Genomic DNA, 16,979 nt, shown 5'->3' with positions numbered 1-16,979 from the left:
CGGCCGCATGTGATCGATTCCGCGCCCCGTCACCGGATCACACCCGGCAGAGCACCTCGCCGTGGGGCACCATGAACCATGCGTCGGGTTCCTCGCCCCACGCGCGCCAGGCGTCCGCGATCGCGGTCAGCTGTCCGGTGCTCGCATGGCCACCGTCCACCGCCAGCTCCGCGTACACCGACGCGGTCGTGCGGTCCGCCCACAGCCCGCTCCACCAGGCACGGTCCTCCGGGGTGGCGAAGCACCAGGCCGCCGCCGTCGGGGTGATGTCGGTGAAGCCGGCCTGATGTGCCCAGGACAGCAGTCGGCGTCCGGCGTCGGGCTCGCCGCCGTTGGCGCGGGCCACCCGGCCGTACAGCTCCTGCCACTCGCGCATTCCGGAAACCTCCGGATACCAGGTCATGGCCGCGTAGTCGCTGTCGCGGGCAGCGACGACGCCGCCGGGCCGGCAGACCCGCCGCATCTCGCGGAGCGCCTGCACGGGATCCCCCACGTGCTGGAGCACCTGATGGGCGTGGACCACGTCGAAGGAGTCGTCGGGGAAGTCCAGGGCGTGGACGTCCGCAGTGGCGAACTCCACGTTGTCCAGGCCTCGTTCACCGGCAGCCGCCGCCGCGCGGTCCAGGACGTCGCGGCTCGTGTCGACCGCGGTCACCGGGCCGGGCGCCACCAGCGCGGCGATGTCCGCGGTGATGGTGCCCGGCCCGCAGCCGACGTCGAGAACCGCCTGGCCCGGGTGGAGCCTGCCGAGCAGATAGGCCGCCGAATTGGCGGCGGTCCGCCATTGGTGCGAGCGCAGTACCGACTCGTGGTGGCCGTGTGTGTAGACGGCTGTTTCCTTCGGCATGGCCGTACGTCCCTTCTCGGACCTCAGTCGCAGGCGATGGGGCCGACGGTACGCCGCGATGTCGGATTATGAGATGGGTGTCTCACGATACGGATTCGTTCACACCGGCATCGGGCAGTACACCGTCAGCGCTTCCGGCAGCTTGTCGATCAGCAACTCCGTTCCGGAGTGCGCCACTTCTCCGTCGTAGGCGTACGGGGTGCCCGGTGTGAGACCGGCGAGCCGCACCTGGCGGCGTCGTACGGCAGCGTGGACCGGTGAACGGGACAGTGGTCCGGCGACCGCCGCGGCGAGCAGCCGGAGGGTGGGGGTCCTTCCGCCGTGCACCACGCGTACGTCCAGCAGGCCGTCCGCCAGGTTGTGGCGGCGGCCCGGCGCGGGTCCCACCCGCTGGAACAGTCCGTTACCCACGAAAAGCAGCCACAGCGGCCGTCGCTCGCCCTGAAGTTCGGCGGTCAGGGGGCGTGAGCCGCGCATCGCCTCGAAGGCTGCGAGCACCCCCGCCGGCCAGCCGCCGATCCGGGGGGCCCAGTGCTCGCGGGTCCGCACGAGCTCCGGATACACGCCGAGACTGAAGGCGTTGAGGAAGTAGCCGTGCGCCCCGCCAGGTCCCCGAGGCCCCGGCCGGAAGCGGCCGAGGTCGACCCGGACCGCGTCGCCCGAGGCGAGCGCCGTCACCGTGTCGTGCACGGTCTCGATGCCGAGGTCGTACGCGAAGTGGTTGAGGGTCCCGCCGGGGAACACGGCGAGGGGCAGGCTGTGCGTCGCGGCCACGGCCGCCGCCATGTTGACCGTTCCGTCACCCCCGCAGACACCCAGGGCCCTGCCCTCCCGCGCCGCCTTCTCCAGGCACCCCGGCAGGTCGGCGGGCGCGCACTCCACCGTCTCCGCGAGCGGCAGCGCGTCGCGGATCACGGTCGCCGCCGCGGTCGCGGAACCGGACTCCCGGTTGACGACGACCACCAGATCCTGACCTGCGGGAAGTGCGGGGGCCTCGGCCGGCGGCCGGCCAGGGGCCGGCAACTGTCCACGGGTCGGCACGACGCCCCGCAGTGCGAACGCGGCACCTATGCCGAGTGCCGCACCGGCCAGGACATCGCTCGGATAGTGGACCCCGGTGTAGACCCGGGAGGCGGCCACGGCCGCCGCCACCGGGGCGACGACCGCGCCCCAGCCCTTCGACTCCAGCGCGACGCCCGTCGCGAAGGCCGCCGCGGAGGCCGCGTGGCCGGAGGGGAAGGAGGTCGTGAACGGCTGCCGTTTGAGCTGCCTCATGATCGGGACCAGGTCCACGATCGGGCGCTCCCGGCGCACCGCTCCCTTGCCCACGGTGTTGATGGCGGCCGAGGCGACCGCCAGCGAGGCGACCCCGCGCAGCGCCGCCCTGCGGGACCGCGCGCTGGAGCCCAGCACCGCCATGCCCGCGGCGGCCCCGAACCACAGCAGGCCGTGGTTGGCGCTGCGGCTGAGCCGTGGCAGGACCGGCTCGGCGCCGGGCCAGTGTCTTTCGGCCACGCGCTGGAACGCGGCGAGATCGTGCTGGTGGAACCAGGCCCGCCAGCGGCCGGGGGAGGAGAGGCTGCTCGTTGTCGACATGGCACAGCGAATACCCTGCGACCGGGCGGTGAACCAGGAGGCGCGCAGGGCGGACTCGGCCGGATCCGGACTGCATCGGGTGGAACAGGGGGAATTGCCCCGTCCTGCCCGCTCCGTCGTGTCGAGCACGTTGCCCGGACAAGTTCCCTGCCGTTAGCCTGCGTTCGTGATTCCGGTCATTGGCCGGAGTGTCGAACGAGATAGGCGGGCGATCATGGGACGACTCGTCCCCGCGGTGACCAGGGCGCTGGATGTTCTCGAGCTCTTCCTCCAGGGCGAGGGAACCCTGTCCGCCCCCGAGGTCACGCGCAAGCTCCAACTGCCGCGGACCACCGTCCACGAACTGCTCACCACGCTTGCCGCACGGTCCTACCTGGTCACGGTGCCGGGACAGCCGGGCCGCTACCGGCTGGGCGTACGCACGTACCAGCTCGGCAGCCGCTACGCCGAGCAGCTCGACCTCGCGGCCGAGGGTCAGCAGGTGGCCCGTGAGGTCGCCGAGACCTGCGGCGAGACGGTCCATGTGGCGATCCTGGAAGGCACCGAGGTCATCTACATCGCCAAGGTGGACTCCACGCACGCCGTCCGCATGGTCTCCGCCGCGGGCCGCAAACTGCCCGCCCACTGCACCTCCGTCGGCAAGCTGCTGCTCGCCGCGCTTCCGGAGGCGGAGCTGGACGCCCGCCTCGACGGGCGCGAGCTCATCGCCATGACCGACAACAGCCTCACCGACGCCGCGGAGCTGAGGGCCGCGCTCGCCGTCGTCCGTAAGCGGGGCATAGCGGTGGAACACCGGGAGTCGAACCCGGACGTGAGCTGTGTGGCCGCGCCCGTCAGGGACAGGTCCGGACGAGTCGTCGCCGCGCTCTCCATCTCGGTGCCGATGATCCGCTGGAGCGAGGAGCGCGAGGCGGAACTGGCGCAGCTCGCGGCGGGCGGCGCCGACGCGCTGTCCGGCCGGCTCGGACATCACCGGGGCCAGGTGTGAGGCCGGCCCTGGAGGTGGCCGTGCGGGAGCGGGCCGAGCTGGGCGAGGGCCCCACCTGGGACCCGGCAGGCGGGCGGCTGATCTGGGTGGACATCCTCTCCGCTCGCGTCCACACCTACGACCCGTCGACCGGCCGCCGCACGGTCATGGCAACCGGCCAGCACGTCGGGGCCGCGAAGCCGCGGGCGGGCGGCGGTCTCGTGGTCGTCCTGCGGGACGGCACGGGGCTGTACGACGCCGACGGCGCCTTCTCCTGGCTGGTCCACGACCCCGTTCCCGGGCGCCGCGGCAACGACGCGGCCGTGGCACCGGACGGCGCGCTCTGGGCGGGCACCATGCGCTACGACGAGGCGGCGGCGGGTGGCTCCCTGTCCCGGATCGCCGCGGACGGCACGGTGAGCCGCCTCCCGGACCCGGTGACCGTCAGTAACGGCACCGGATGGAGCCCGGACGGCCGGCTCATGTACTACACCGACACCCCCACACGGCGCATCGACGTCTTCGACGTGGACGGGGCGCGCGTCCGTGACCGGCGCACCTTCGCCACGGTGGAGCAGGGTGCCGGCTGGCCCGACGGACTGACGGTGGACGCCGAGGGTTGTGTGTGGACCGCTCTCTGGGACGGCGCGGCACTTCACCGCTACAGCCCCGACGGCCGGCTGGACCGGGTGGTCGAACTGCCGGTCCGGCGGCCCACGGCGTGCGCGTTCGGCGGTCCCGGGCTGCGCGACCTGTACGTGTCCACGGCCCGGACGGGCCTCGACGCACCTCACCCGCTGTCGGGATCCCTGCTGGTGCTGCCGGACGCGGGACAGGGGCTGCCGGGGACACCGTTCGCCGGATGAGCGGGCGGGGGGCCGGTACGCGTATTTCCGTCGCCCTCCGGAGCCGGTGCGGGGGCGGCCCCCGGGGAACCTCCGTATAAAGGGGTCCAGGGCGGGTGCGGCACGTAGCGCCGTCCGCCCTGCGGGACTTTCACCGCACCCCTGGGGCGACGCGACGCAGGCGGAGGGAGGACGGGGATGCACGCGAGCGAGCGGAAGCCGCCCCGTCACCTCGGGGAGGACCACGGCCCGGTCCGGTACGGGCCGCCCGCGCCGGATCCGGGTCTCCCCGTGCTGCCCGAGCTCGCCGGCGTACTGGCCGCGTCGGCCGCGCGGGCCCTCCCCGAGCCGCCTGGAGGCGGAACGATCCTTCGGGAGGCTGCCGCGGCCTACTGGGACCGGCGGAGCCTGCACGGCGGGCCCGAGGGCATCGCGGCGGCCCCGGGCGCACAGCCGCTCCTGCTCGCCCTGATCGCGGCGTACGGCGGGGACGTGCTCATGCCGCGGCCCTGCCCCGCCACCTGGATGCCGCAGGCACGGCTGCTGGGCCGGCCCGCCTACCACGTGCCGACGCCCGCCGAGTGCGGCGGCGTCCCCGACCCGTACGCCCTGCTGGAGACCGTACGCAGGGTGCGCGCCGAGGGCGGCAGACCCCGGCTGCTCCTGATCTCCGTGGTCGACGACCCGACGGCGACCCTCGCGCCGCCGGAACTGGTCCGTGAGGCCTGCGAGGCCGCGGTCTCCGAAGGACTGCACATCGTCAGCGACGAGACCTGGCGCGACACCCTGCACCGGCCCCACGACACCGTCCTGCTCAGCCCCGCCGAGATGTGCCCGGACGACGTCACCGTCCTGTCCGACCTGGCCGGGTCCCTCACCCCGTCCGCCTGGCCCGTCGCCGTCGCACGCTTCCCTGCCACCGCCCGCGCCGCCGCGCGCCGCGCCCGGGTGCTCGACATCCTCACCGCGCTCGGCGCCCTCGTCGCGGAGCCGGTGGCGAGGGCCGCCGCCCACGCGCTGGACGAACCCGAGGCGATCCGGGTGAGGATCCGGCAGGCGGCGCGCCTCCAGGCCCACATCGCCTCCGCCGCGCACCGGGCGGTGCTCACCGTCGGCGCGCTGGCCCGACCGCCGCAGGCCGGCCGCCACCTCTACGCCGATCTCGGTCCTCTTCGCACCCGGCTGGCCGCCCGGGGCGTCTCGGACTCCATGGAGCTGGAGGACTACCTGACCCGACGTCTCGGCGCCCCCGCTCCCGGCGGGCACCGGTTCGGGGACGAACTGGGAGCGCTGCGGGTGCGACTGAGCACCGGTCCGCTGCTCGGCTCAACCCCGGAGCAGCAGATGGAGTCCCTCACTGCGGTGGCGCCCTTGGAATTGCCCCATGTGGCCCGAGCGCTGAGCATTTTCGCAGCAGCCCTCGATGAACTCCGATGACAGGAGCCTCTCGATGACGGAACAGACCGAGCGACCGTCCACCGGAGCCGGACGCACGCCCGCCGGCCGTCCCGTCGCTGTTCCGCGCCGCCTCGGTGAGCTCCGGACCTGGCCCCGCAGCTTCGCCGACCGCCTCACCGCACCGCTCCCGGGTGTCAGGGGCATGACGCGTTTGGCCAGGGAGCGTTCCCTGCGGCCCGACGCGGAGGGACTCCGGGGTATCCACCGGCTGCCGTACGCGCCCCGGCCGCTGCCCGTCGTGGACATGGACACGATGGCGGTCACCTGGGCCGGACACGCCAGCTGGGTCGTCCGCATCGGCGGGCTCACCGTCCTCACCGACCCGGTGTGGTCGCGGCGCATCCTGGGAACCCCGGCCAGGATCACCCCGGTCGGCGTCCGCTGGGAGGAACTGCCGACCGTCGACGCGGTGGTGATCAGCCACAACCACTACGACCACCTCGACGCCCCGACCCTCCGCAAGCTGCCGAGGGACACCCCGCTCCTCGTACCCGCCGGTCTCGGCCGCTGGTGCCGTCGCCGCCGCTTCACCTGCGTCACCGAGCTCGACTGGTGGGAGTCGGTGGAACTGGGCGGTGTCCGCTTCGACCTCGTCCCCTCCCACCACTGGTCCAAGCGCACCCTCCTGGACACCTGCCGGTCCCTGTGGGGTGGCTGGGTGATCGGCGACGCGGCAGGACGGCGGCTCTACTTCGCGGGGGACACCGGCTACGGCCACTGGTTCAAGGAGATCGGCCGCCGCTACCCCGGTCTGGACCTGGCCATGCTGCCGATCGGGGCGTACGAACCGCGCTGGTGGCTCTCGGATGTGCACACCGACCCCGAAGAGGCCGTCCAGGCGTACGAGGACCTCGGGGCCCGGGCCATGGCCCCGATGCACTGGGCCACGTTCCTGCTCTCCGCGGAACCGGTGCTCGAACCGCTGACGCGGCTCCGCACGGCCTGGCAGCAGGCCGGATACCCCCGCGCCGACCTGTGGGACCTGCCGGTCGGCGGCTCACGCGTGCTGGACGCCTGACCGGTGTCCGGCCGGCGTACCGGCGCCTCAGTCGGCCACTCGGGCCCGTACCCGTCGCCACAGCCCCGGGGCTCCGCTGATCAGCAGCGTCAGCACGACCGCGGCGAGCACGCCCTCCCACGGCTCGGGGAACAGCGAACCGCCCAGGAGCCCGATCAGCTGGTACGTCGCCGCCCAGGCCAGACACGCGGGCACATCGCCACGCGCGAACTGCCGCAGCGGCATCCGGCCGAGCAGGCAGGCCAGCATCACCGGTATCCGTCCGGCTGGTATCAGCCGGGACAGCACCAGTACGGTCCCGCTCTTCTCGTCCAGCTTCCGCTGCGCCTGCGCGAGCCGCTCCGGAGCGGCCCGGCTGGTGATCGCCTCCAGCCACTTCGAGCCGTTCTTGGACCGCACCCCGCGCTTGCCCAGCCAGTACAGGCAGATGTCACCCAGGAACGCCGCACCCGACGCCACGGCGAACACCACGAGCAGGGCGAACGGTGACGTCTGGTGGAACGCCACCACGGCCGCCGAGCTCACCAGGACCCCCGTCGGCACCACCGGCACCAGCGACCCCAGGGACACGAGCAGGAACAACGACGGGTAGCCGATGGCCTGCTGCGTCGCCTCGGTCGGCAGCTGCCGCAGCATCTCATCCATCACCTACGGGCCTCCGGTCTCACATGCTCGCCGTGCCCCAGTCGGTGCACTGCCACGTCCGGTGCCATCCGCGCCGCCTGCCGTACGAATTCGTCCCCCGGCCCATGGAACTCGTGCGGCCGGACCCCGTCCATCCCGATCGGCCAGTACGTGCCGTAGTGCACCGGCACCGCGGACCGCGGCTCCAGCATGGTCAGCACCTGCGCGGCGCGGGCCGCGTCCAGATGGTGGTGGCCCAGGTTGGGCCCCCACCCGCCGACCGGCAGCAGCGCCACATCCACCGGGCCCACCGCCTCGGCCATGTCCTCGAACAGTCCGGTGTCCCCGGCGAAATAGGTGCGGGCCTCGCCCTCGACGACGTACCCGAGAGCGGGCACCCGGTGCGGGCCCACCGGCAGCCGGCGTCCGTCGTGCAGGGCCGGAACCGCGCGGACCAGGACCTCGCCGACCCGCACCACGTCACCCGGGGCGACTTCGGAGATCCGCAGTCCCCGTGCACGGCGCAGCAGACGAAGGCCGGGGACGGCCCGGACGGCGCCCCGGGGCACGATCAGCAGGCTGCCGGGGGCGAGCCGGGCCAGGGAGGGCAGATGCAGATGGTCGGAGTGCAGGTGGGAGATCAGGACCGCGTCGGCGACCGCGGCCGCTGGGGGCGGGACGTCACCCCGGCGGCGGCGCAGATGCGCGAAGCGCCGTGCGAACAGCGGGTCGGTCAGCAGCCGGACCCCGGTGTCCTCGATCGTGCAGGTGGCATGACCCCACCAGGTGACCTCCACCGCCCCGCCTCCTCGCCCGGGCACCCGTCGTCCCCGTACGCGTACGAGGGTAGGCGCTCCGCGCCCTCCCCACGCCGGAGTGCTTCTTCACACCGGTTCCGGAACGGTCACGGGCGGCTACCGAGGGCTACGGCAGCGGTAGGGTCGTGGCCGGCACGCGAAGGCCTGGGTGGCGTACGGCTGGGGGGCGGCCGTCGCAGGGCCCGTACACACTGCGCTCCCAGAGGCCGGTGTCCGTCCGCACGGAGACGGCGGCCGCCGGCCCCCGAAGAGGTCCGAAAGGGCTATGACAGGGTTGACACGGGCCCATGACGGACACCGGGCCCGGACGTGAGGTGGAACGGCGTGGGTGACGGGCGATGGCGTAGAGCGGGGGGCACCCTCATACGCGTGGTCTCGGTGTGGGCCGTCTCCACCCTCACCATGCTGGCACTGGCGGGTGTCCTGCCCGACTTCCAGCTCCAGGCGGACGACGGCGACACCGTCACGCGGACCGCCTTCACCGCGGCCTGGGGGGCGGGTGCCTTCGGTCTGCTCTCCGCTCTGGTGTGGCCGGTGCTCGTCAGAGCGCTGCTCATCGTGCCCGCCCTCGTGCTGGGCGCCCTGGTCTTCTTCCTCAACGGCTCGCTGCTGCTGATAGCCCTGCGGCTCATCCCGGACGGGCGCGGGGACGCCGCTCCGGAGACCGCCGTCGTCGTGGCGGCCGTCATGTCAGCCGTCGCCTCCGCGACCTCCACCGCACTCGCGGTCCGTGACGACGACGCCTACCGGCGCCGGCTCTCCCGCCTCGCAGACCGGCGCCGCAGACGCAGCGGCACGCCGCAGAGCGCGGACGGAGGACGTGGCGGCCCGCCCGGCATCGTGTTCGTCCAGCTCGACGGCGTGGGTCATGACGTGCTCGAACGGGCCGCGGCCGACGGCCTCATGCCGACCGTGGCCGGCCTGCTCGCCGACGACGCGGGTCACCGGCTCACCCCATGGACCACCGACTGGTCCAGCCAGACCGGAGCCAGCCAGCTCGGCATCCTGCACGGCAGCAACTTCGACGTGCCGGCCTTCCGCTGGTTCGAGAAGGAGACCGGAACCGTCATGGTCTCCAGCAGACCGGCGAGCGCCCTCCAACTGCAGCGCAGGGCCATCGCCCGCACCCACGACGGCGGTCTGCTCACCGTCGACGGTGCGAGCCGGGGCAACCTCTTCAGCGGCGGCGCGGACCAGCTCGCCCTGGTCCTGTCGATGGCCGCCCGACTGGGCAAGGGACGCCGCTCGCGCGCGGGCTACTTCGCGTACTTCTCCGACCCGGCCAACGCCGTCCGTACGGCCCTCTCGTTCGTCGCCGAGGTCGGCCGCGAGATCGGCCAGTCCGTCCGGGCACGGGTGCGGAAGGAGTCGCCCCGAGTCAAGCGCGGCGGGCTGTACCCCTTCATCAGGGCGTTCGCGACCGTGGTCGAACGCGATGTGGTGGTCGCCGCGGTGATCGGCGACATGTTCGCGGGACGCACCGTGGTCTACGCCGATCTGGTCGCCTACGACGAGGTCGCCCACCATTCCGGGCCGTTCAGCGGGGACGCGGAGAAGGTCCTGACGCGGCTCGACCGCTCCCTGGGCCTCATGCTGAAGATCGCGGACCACACCCCGCGCGACTACCGGATCGTGTTGCTGTCCGACCACGGCCAGAGCCCCGGCGAGACCTTCGCGGGACGGTACGGCCTCACGCTCAAGGACCTCGTACGGGCCGGCTGCGGACTGCCCGTACCCCGCCGGGCGCAGCGCACCCGCAGCGCCTCGGAGGCCCGCGACGCCGTGCGCATCGCGCTGCACAGGCCGGTCGACGGGGAGCAGGAGGCGGAGCACCCCGCCAAGCCCTCCGAGCCGGTGGTGCTCGCCTCCGGGAACCTCGGACTGGTGTCGTTCCCGGACATCGAGGGGCGGGCCACGCGCGAGCAGCTCGACCGCCGCTACCCGGCTCTGCTCGGGACGCTCGCAGCCCATCCTGGCATCGGCTTCCTGCTCGTGCGCAGCGGGAAACACGGGTCGGTGGTGCTGGGCCGGGACGGGGCGGAGGTCCCGGTGGCGGAGCTCAGGGACGGGGAGGGGCCGATCGCCGTCTTCGGGCCGGGCGCGGCGGACGCGGTGCGGCGCACCGACACCTTCCCGCACGTGGCGGACATCATGATCAACTCGGTGTACGACCCCGATACCGGTCGCGTGCACGCCTTCGAGGAGCAGATCGGCTCGCACGGCGGGCTCGGCGGCGCACAGTCGCGGCCGTTCCTGCTGTGGCCGCGGACGCTCACTGACCCGCTCGACGCCATGGCGGCCGACACCCCTCAGGCCGTGTCCCCGGCCGGACCGGTGGGCGCGGAGGCGGTGCACAGGGTGCTGGCACGCTGGCTGAGGGAGCTCTCCGGACCCCAGGTGCCCCTGCGGCAGGAGGGCTTCACCGGGGCGGTGCGGGTGGACGAACCGTTCCCGGACGCCTTGGCCGGCGCGGACGCGCCCGACCCCGACCCCGACGACGCCCTCCCGGGCCCGCGCGGCTGAAGGACCGCGGGCGCCAGGCGCACGCGCCGCACCGGCGCCGGGTGTTCCGGGGCCGTCGCCCGGACCTTCGGGGGCGTTGTCAGTGGCGGACGGCAGGATGGTGGTCATGACGACGAACTCAGTTGGTGTGCTCGCCGACACCGCCGCCTACGCGGCTGCCGTGGAAGAGGCCAAGCGTGCCGCCGCCGCGTACTACACCGCAGGTGAGAGCACGCTCGACGACGACGCGTACGACCGGCTGGTGCGGGGGATCGCGGCCTACGAGGAGGAGCATCCGCAGGAGGTGCTGGATGCCTCGCCGACCGGGAAGGTCGCGGGCGGGGCGGCCTCGGGGGATGTGCCGCACACGGTCCCGATGCTCTCGCTGGACAACGTGTTCTCCGCCGAGCAGTTCGTCACCTGGACCGCTTCCGTGGAGCGGCGCATCGGCCGGCCCGTCGCCGCCTGGAGCGTGGAACCCAAACTCGACGGGCTCGCCGTCGCCGCCCGCTACCGGCAGGGCCGGCTCGACCAGCTGATCACCCGTGGCGACGGGACGGCGGGGGAGGACGTCTCGCACGCCATAGGGACGGTGCTCGGTCTGCCCGAGCGGCTCGGTGCCCCGGAAACCCTCGAGGTGCGCGGCGAGATCCTCATGACCAACGAGCAGTTCGAACAGGCCAACACCGTGCGCACGGAGCACGGTGCCGCCCCCTTCGCCAATCCGCGGAACGGCGCGGCGGGCACGCTGAGGGCCAAGGACCGTCCGTATCGCGTGGAGATGACCTTCTTCGCGTACGGTGCGCTCGCGCTGCCCGAATCCGGTGAGCTGACGACCACCCTCGCCGAACTCCCGCACAGCGAGGTCCTGGAGCACGTCGCCGGGCTCGGCGTGCACACGGCGGCTGACACCGCGGTCGCCCCGCGCACCGTCACCTCGGCCGAGGAGGTGCAGACAGGCGTGGAGGACATCGCCGCCCTGCGTGCCTCCCTGCCCTTCGGGATCGACGGCATAGTGATCAAGGCGGACCTCGCGGCCGACCAGCGGGACGCGGGTTCCGGGACGCGGGCTCCACGCTGGGCCATCGCCTACAAGCTCCCCGCCGTGGAGAAGGTCACCCGGCTGCTGGCCGTCGAATGGAACGTCGGCAGGACGGGCATCATCGCGCCGCGCGCCGTGCTGGAGCCCGTCGAGATCGACGGATCCACCGTCAGCTACGCCACACTGCACAACCCGGCCGACATCACCCGCCGCGATCTGCGGCTGGGCGACCACGTGATGGTCTACAAGGCGGGCGACATCATCCCCCGTATCGAGGCCCCGGTCGCGCATCTGCGGACGGGCGAGGAGCAGCCGGTGGCGTTCCCCGAGGTCTGCCCCCAGTGCGGCTCGGAGATCGACATGAGCGAGCAGCGCTGGCGCTGCACCCGGGGCCGTGACTGCCGCGTGGTCGCCTCCATCTCCTACGCCGCCGGGCGCGACCAGCTCGACATCGAAGGCCTCGGAGCCACCCGTGTCGTCCAGCTGGTGGACGCGGGCCTCGTCCGGGACTTCGCCGACCTCTTCACCCTGGGCCGGGACCAACTGCTCTCCTTGGAGCGGATGGGGGAGACCTCCACCGACAATCTGCTGGCGGCGATCGAGACCGCCAGGGCCCGCCCGCTGTCCCGGGTCTTCTGCGCACTCGGCGTCCGAGGCACGGGCCGGTCCATGTCCCGCCGCATCGCCCGTCACTTCGCCTCGATGGACCGCATCGTCGCCGCCGACGCGGAGACCCTGCAGCGGGTCGACGGCATAGGCACGGAGAAGGCCGCGGCGGTCGTCTCGGAGCTGCTGGAGCTGGCGCCGCTGATCGGCAAGCTGGTGGCCGCCGGAGTCAATATGACGGAGCCCGGCGCCACCCCGCCACCGGAGCCCGGCAGCGAACCGCAGGAAGGCGCCGAAGGGCAGGGGACGGACGGTCTGCCGCTCGGCGGAATGACCGTCGTGGTCACCGGTGCCATGACCGGCGCCCTGGAGAAGCTCTCGCGCAACCAGATGAACGAGCTGATCGAGCGGGCCGGCGGGAAGTCCTCCTCCAGCGTCTCCAAGCGCACGACTCTTCTCGTCGCGGGGGAGAAGGCGGGATCCAAGCGCGCCAAGGCGGAGGAGCTGGACATCAGGATCGCCACGCCCGAGGAGTTCGCGGAGCTGGTCGAGCCCTACCTGGCCTAGAAGGGATGAAAGGGTACGAGCGCCCGCCCTCGTCTTGGGATTGGCAAGGGAGTGGTGTTTCTGTGCCTTGTATTGCATAGTGAAGGATCGATCATGCCTTCCTATCAGCGGTTCGGTGCGAGCCGGCGGCTGTAGCGGCAAGACCTGAGGATGAGGGCCGATGGGTGCTTCGCGTGACGGACGGCGGCGTGGCCGTCCTGTACTCCGTCGGCGGGAGGCACCTGCCGCCGCTACTCACAGGCCCCGGCCCCTCAGGGGACTGGCCATCGATCTGGGCAGCTCCGGGGCCCGTGCCTGGGTCCCGGGGCAGGGGCTCGTCACCGGTGGACCGTCCGGCTGGGAGGACGGCGTCGGGCGGCCGGTCCGGCGGGGGCGCATCGTCGACCCCGAGTCCTGCGCCGGGCTGCTGGGGCGCCTCGCCGACACCGCGCTGGGCGCCCACCGGCAGGACGGCGTGATCGTGCTCAGCCACCCGGTTCTGGCCGGACGCGAGCACCGGGTGCTGGCCGGGGAACTCCTCGCAGGTCTGGGCGTGTCCGGTGCCGTGGTCCTCAACAGCGCCGGGGCCGTGGCCGCGTGCGCGGGAGGACTGAACGGCGGTCCCCTGCTCGTCGTCGACATGGGGGCCGAACTGACCGAAGTGGCCCTTCTCGTCGACGGGTCGGTCGTCGACGCCCGCCAGACCGAGGCGGGACTCAGCGATCTCGAGCCGTCCTCACCGCCTGCGGGGCTCGTCCGAGACGTCCTCGATATGATCACGTCCATGTGGCGTGAGGACCAGCACGGCGCGGTACGCGGAGCACTGCGCCGTGGCCCCGTGCTCACCGGCGGCGGAGCGCTCCGCCGCGATGTCACCGACCGGATCGCCGGCTGCCTCGGCGGGCCGGTGCGCGTCGACCCCGATCCCTCGACCGCTGTCGTACGCGGCGCCGCGCTGGTCCTCGGCACCGTCCTGGGTTCTGCCGGTACGGGCGCGGTGGACGTCCGCCCGGTCCGGCTGAGGTGAGCCTGCTCCCGGTGGCGACCCGGGGGAACGCGCCCCCGCGGGGCCCGCACGGAACACCACCGCACCAGGCGCGGCACATCCTTGCCGCGCTGCTCCTCACCGTCCTCGCTCTCCTCGGGGGCGCACCCGCGGCAGCCGGAGCCGCGCTTCCCGCGTGGGGCCCGGTCGCCGCGCATGGTGCCGCTCCCGATTCCACACACCCCGCCGCGCGGGATGCCGTTGTCCGGGCCGTTCCCGTCCGGTGGACGGAGGCTCTTCCCGTACCCGCGCCGCGTGTGGGCGCCGACCGCCCGCACGTCCCGCCCCATGTGCCCCCTCCTGGGCACGGCGCTCTGCCGGCGCGCACGCAGAGCCTGCCCCTGCCCAGCGGCGTCGCGCCCGTGGCGGCCGGTACCCCTTTCGTGGCCGTGAAGGCCCAGGCGGCGCTGCCCGGTGTGCGGGGCCCTCCGTGGGAGACGGCCGACTCGTCGGCCCTTCACCGGCCCTGTTCCACAGAGCTGTCGCGCCGCCCTCCTCGCTGAGCCCAGGGCGGACGACGCCCACTCAAGGGGATACCCATGACTCGCGCCACCACGGTGCGAGCGGTTCTGGCTGCCGCCGTTCTGCTCGTCTCCGTGTTCATCACGCTGACCATGTCACCCAGACTCGGCCTCGACCTCCAGGGCGGCACCCGCATGGTGCTGCAGGCCAAGGACTCCGACTCCGCGAAGGCGGACAGGGAGAGCACCGACCGCACGCTCGAGGTACTGCGGCAGCGCATCGACTCACTCGGTGTCTCCGAACCGACCCTCACGCGCTCGGGCGAGGACCGGATCATCGTCGAACTGCCCGACGTACAGGACCCGCGGCAGGCCGCCGACGTGATCGGCAGGACCGCACAGCTCGGCTTCCACGCGGTTCAGGGACCCGGAGCCGGGCAGAAGGACGAGGGGAAGACGCTGCCCGACGAACAGGGCACTCCGCTCGCACTCGGCCCGGAACGGCTCTCCGGCGCGGGCGTCAAGGACGCCACCGCCCGGTTCGACGCCCAGCAGGGCACGGGCTGGTCGGTCTCGCTCGACTTCCACAAGGACGCGGGCAAGGAATGGACGCGGCTCACCGGCGACGCCGCGTGCCACCCGGCCGGCGACGAACGGCGCCGCGTCGCGATCGTCCTCGACGAGAAGGTCATCTCCTCACCCCAGGTGGATCCGTCGATCGGCTGCGAGGCGGGGCTGCCGTCGGGCTCCACACAGATCACCGGTTCCTTCAGCGCCGACGAGGCACGCGATCTCGCCCTGCTCATCAAGGGCGGAGCACTCCCCGTGCCCGTCGAGATCGTCGAACAGCGGACCGTCGGACCGACGCTCGGCGCCGACGCCATCGACGCGAGCGCCCGGGCCGCTCTCATCGGCGCCGCTGCCACCGCGCTGTTCATCACCGTCGTGTACCGGCTCTTCGGCGCTCTCGCCGCGCTGGCTCTGGGCGCCTACGGAGTGATCTCCTACGCCACGCTCGTCGTCCTCGGCGTGACGCTGACCCTGCCGGGACTCGCCGGCTTCGTCCTCGCCATCGGCATGGCGGTCGATGCCAACGTCCTCGTCTTCGAACGGGCCCGCGAGGAGTACGCGGGCCGGACCAGCCGCTCGTTGCGCTCCGCGCTGACGGCCGGATTCCGTAACGCGTGGAGTGCGGTCGCCGACTCCAACGTCACCACCCTCATCGCGGCAGCCCTGCTCTTCTTCCTCGGTTCCGGACCGGTCAAGGGCTTCGGGGTCACGCTCGCCATCGGTGTCCTGGCCTCGATGTTCTCGGCGCTGGTGATCGCCCGCGCGCTCACCGAGATCGCGGCCGGCTCCCGGTTCGTCAACGACTACCGGGGCGTCAACGGCCTCGCACGGCCCGGCCGCGTCCGCACCTGGCTGACCACGCGCGATGTCCAGCTGTTCCGGTCGCCGCGCCGCTGGCTGACGGTGTCCGCGGCGCTCGTCCTCGTCGCGGTGAGCGGCATCCTCGTGCGCGGCATCGACCTGGGCGTCGAGTTCACCGGCGGAAGGCTCGTGGAGTACTCCACCAGCCGTCCCGTCGACGTCGAGACCGCCCGGGACACGATCGCCGCCGCCGGCTTCGAGGACGCCGAGGTCACCACGGCGGGCGATCAGGACCTCTCCGTACGCACCGGGAAGCTCGACAACGACGGGGAACACGCTCTGCGTGCCGCCCTGACCGAAGCGGGCGGCGAGACCACCAAGGTGCGTGACGAGTTGATCGGGCCCAGTCTCGGCGACGAGCTGCGTCGCAACGCGCTCATCGCACTGGGCGTCGCCGTGTTCGTGCAGCTCGCCTATCTCGCGGCCCGGTTCCGGTGGACGTTCGCCGTCGCCTCGGTCGGGGCACTGGTGCACGACGTCATCATCCTGGTGGGCGCCTTCGCCTGGCTCGGGCGCCCCGTCGACGGGATCTTCCTGGCCGCCCTGCTCACCGTGATCGGCTACTCCGTCAACGACTCCGTCGTGGTCTTCGACCGGGTACGGGAGCTGTGGGCCAGGAACCGTCGCACACCGGTCGCGGACGTGGCCAACCGCGCGGTCCTGCAGACCGTGCCGCGCACCGTCAACACGGGTATGGGAGCCCTGTTCATCCTGGTCGCACTCGCGGTCCTGGGCGGTGACTCACTCGCGGACTTCGCCCTCGCGCTCCTGATCGGCATCTGCGTCGGGACGTACTCCTCCGTGATGACGGCGGTGCCGGGGGCGCTCCTGCTGGAGAAGAGCGCAATGGCCCCGCCACCGGGGAGGAAGCGGGCACCGAAGCGCGGTGAGCGGGCCGGGCGGACACGCCGGGATCCCGCCGACAACGGGGCGCGGGTGTAACACGGGCACCGGACGCGCCGGGCAGGGCGGATGCGCCTCCGCCCTGCCCGGCGCGTGAGGATCCGTCGCCAGCCGCTGCTGCTCACCGTGATCCTCCTGGCCGTCATGACCACGGCGGTGACCCTCCTGGCCCGGAGAGACGCTCCGTGGACACGGCCACTCGGCGAGGCGTGAGGCGGACAGGGCCGGCGGCGGTGACGCCGCCCTGTGTCGGGCGCGACAGCCGGGGCA

At 72.9% G+C, this 16,979-nt stretch carries 12 protein-coding genes; 8 read left to right on the top strand and 4 right to left on the bottom strand.

All coding sequences use genetic code 11. The annotated features are described in order from the left end of the window. Positions 1–37 precede the first annotated feature (37 nt). Both ACFYSH_RS26205 and ACFYSH_RS26200 read right to left on the bottom strand, forming a co-directional pair. Positions 38–847, bottom strand: a complete 810-nt coding sequence (locus tag ACFYSH_RS26205) for a methyltransferase domain-containing protein (RefSeq protein ID WP_359465883.1) — start codon at positions 845–847, stop codon at positions 38–40. Between the two features lie 99 nt (positions 848–946). After that, positions 947–2,443 carry a phosphatase PAP2 family protein gene (locus ACFYSH_RS26200; protein ID WP_359465882.1) on the bottom strand — a complete coding sequence of 499 codons (1,497 nt, stop codon included), beginning with the start codon at positions 2,441–2,443 and terminating at the stop codon, positions 947–949. Between the two features lie 214 nt (positions 2,444–2,657). Here ACFYSH_RS26200 and ACFYSH_RS26195 point away from each other — a divergent pair, with 214 nt between their 5' ends. The 4 genes from ACFYSH_RS26195 to ACFYSH_RS26180 all read left to right on the top strand — a co-directional run bounded on the left by ACFYSH_RS26195 (position 2,658) and on the right by ACFYSH_RS26180 (position 6,731). Further along, entirely contained in the window at positions 2,658–3,431 is a 774-nt protein-coding gene (locus ACFYSH_RS26195) for an IclR family transcriptional regulator (RefSeq protein WP_359465881.1), read from the top strand. After that, on the top strand, positions 3,428–4,276 hold the full coding sequence (locus ACFYSH_RS26190; RefSeq protein ID WP_359465879.1) for an SMP-30/gluconolactonase/LRE family protein: 849 nt from the start codon (positions 3,428–3,430) through the stop codon (positions 4,274–4,276). Before ACFYSH_RS26195 ends, ACFYSH_RS26190 begins: the two co-directional genes overlap by 4 nt. A gap of 177 nt (positions 4,277–4,453) precedes the next feature. Further along, positions 4,454–5,692: an aminotransferase class I/II-fold pyridoxal phosphate-dependent enzyme gene (locus tag ACFYSH_RS26185; protein ID WP_359465877.1), complete on the top strand. Its 1,239-nt coding sequence runs from the start codon at positions 4,454–4,456 to the stop codon at positions 5,690–5,692. A 13-nt stretch (positions 5,693–5,705) separates the two neighbouring features. Beyond that, a complete protein-coding gene (locus ACFYSH_RS26180) occupies positions 5,706–6,731 on the top strand; it encodes an MBL fold metallo-hydrolase (RefSeq protein WP_388755751.1) in 1,026 nt (341 codons plus the stop codon). A gap of 27 nt (positions 6,732–6,758) precedes the next feature. Here ACFYSH_RS26180 and ACFYSH_RS26175 read toward each other — a convergent pair whose 3' ends face one another. Continuing rightward, positions 6,759–7,367 (bottom strand): VTT domain-containing protein, encoded by a 609-nt coding sequence (locus ACFYSH_RS26175; RefSeq protein ID WP_359465943.1) that lies wholly within the window; start codon positions 7,365–7,367, stop codon positions 6,759–6,761. An 8-nt stretch (positions 7,368–7,375) separates the two neighbouring features. Next, complete coding sequence (locus tag ACFYSH_RS26170) at positions 7,376–8,152, bottom strand: MBL fold metallo-hydrolase (RefSeq protein ID WP_359465873.1); 777 nt, start codon at positions 8,150–8,152, stop codon at positions 7,376–7,378. A 345-nt stretch (positions 8,153–8,497) separates the two neighbouring features. Here ACFYSH_RS26170 and ACFYSH_RS26165 point away from each other — a divergent pair, with 345 nt between their 5' ends. The 4 genes from ACFYSH_RS26165 (at position 8,498) to secD (ending at position 16,748) form a co-directional block, all read left to right on the top strand. Continuing rightward, complete coding sequence (locus tag ACFYSH_RS26165) at positions 8,498–10,696, top strand: alkaline phosphatase family protein (RefSeq protein WP_388755747.1); 2,199 nt, start codon at positions 8,498–8,500, stop codon at positions 10,694–10,696. A gap of 106 nt (positions 10,697–10,802) precedes the next feature. Continuing rightward, positions 10,803–12,890, top strand: a complete 2,088-nt coding sequence (gene ligA / locus ACFYSH_RS26160; protein ID WP_359465869.1) for an NAD-dependent DNA ligase LigA — start codon at positions 10,803–10,805, stop codon at positions 12,888–12,890. 160 nt (positions 12,891–13,050) lie between these two features. Further along, positions 13,051–13,896 carry a rod shape-determining protein MreC gene (locus ACFYSH_RS26155; RefSeq protein WP_388755744.1) on the top strand — a complete coding sequence of 282 codons (846 nt, stop codon included), beginning with the start codon at positions 13,051–13,053 and terminating at the stop codon, positions 13,894–13,896. A 557-nt stretch (positions 13,897–14,453) separates the two neighbouring features. Next, positions 14,454–16,748, top strand: a complete 2,295-nt coding sequence (gene secD / locus ACFYSH_RS26150; protein WP_388755741.1) for a protein translocase subunit SecD — start codon at positions 14,454–14,456, stop codon at positions 16,746–16,748. Positions 16,749–16,979 lie beyond the last annotated feature (231 nt).

Origin of the sequence: Streptomyces sp. NPDC005791 (assembly GCF_042871485.1) — a bacterium.
Taxonomy (GTDB): Bacteria; Actinomycetota; Actinomycetes; order Streptomycetales; family Streptomycetaceae; genus Streptomyces.
The sequence above is the reverse complement of the archived record's forward strand: the minus strand, read 5'-3'. Positions and strand labels throughout refer to the sequence as shown.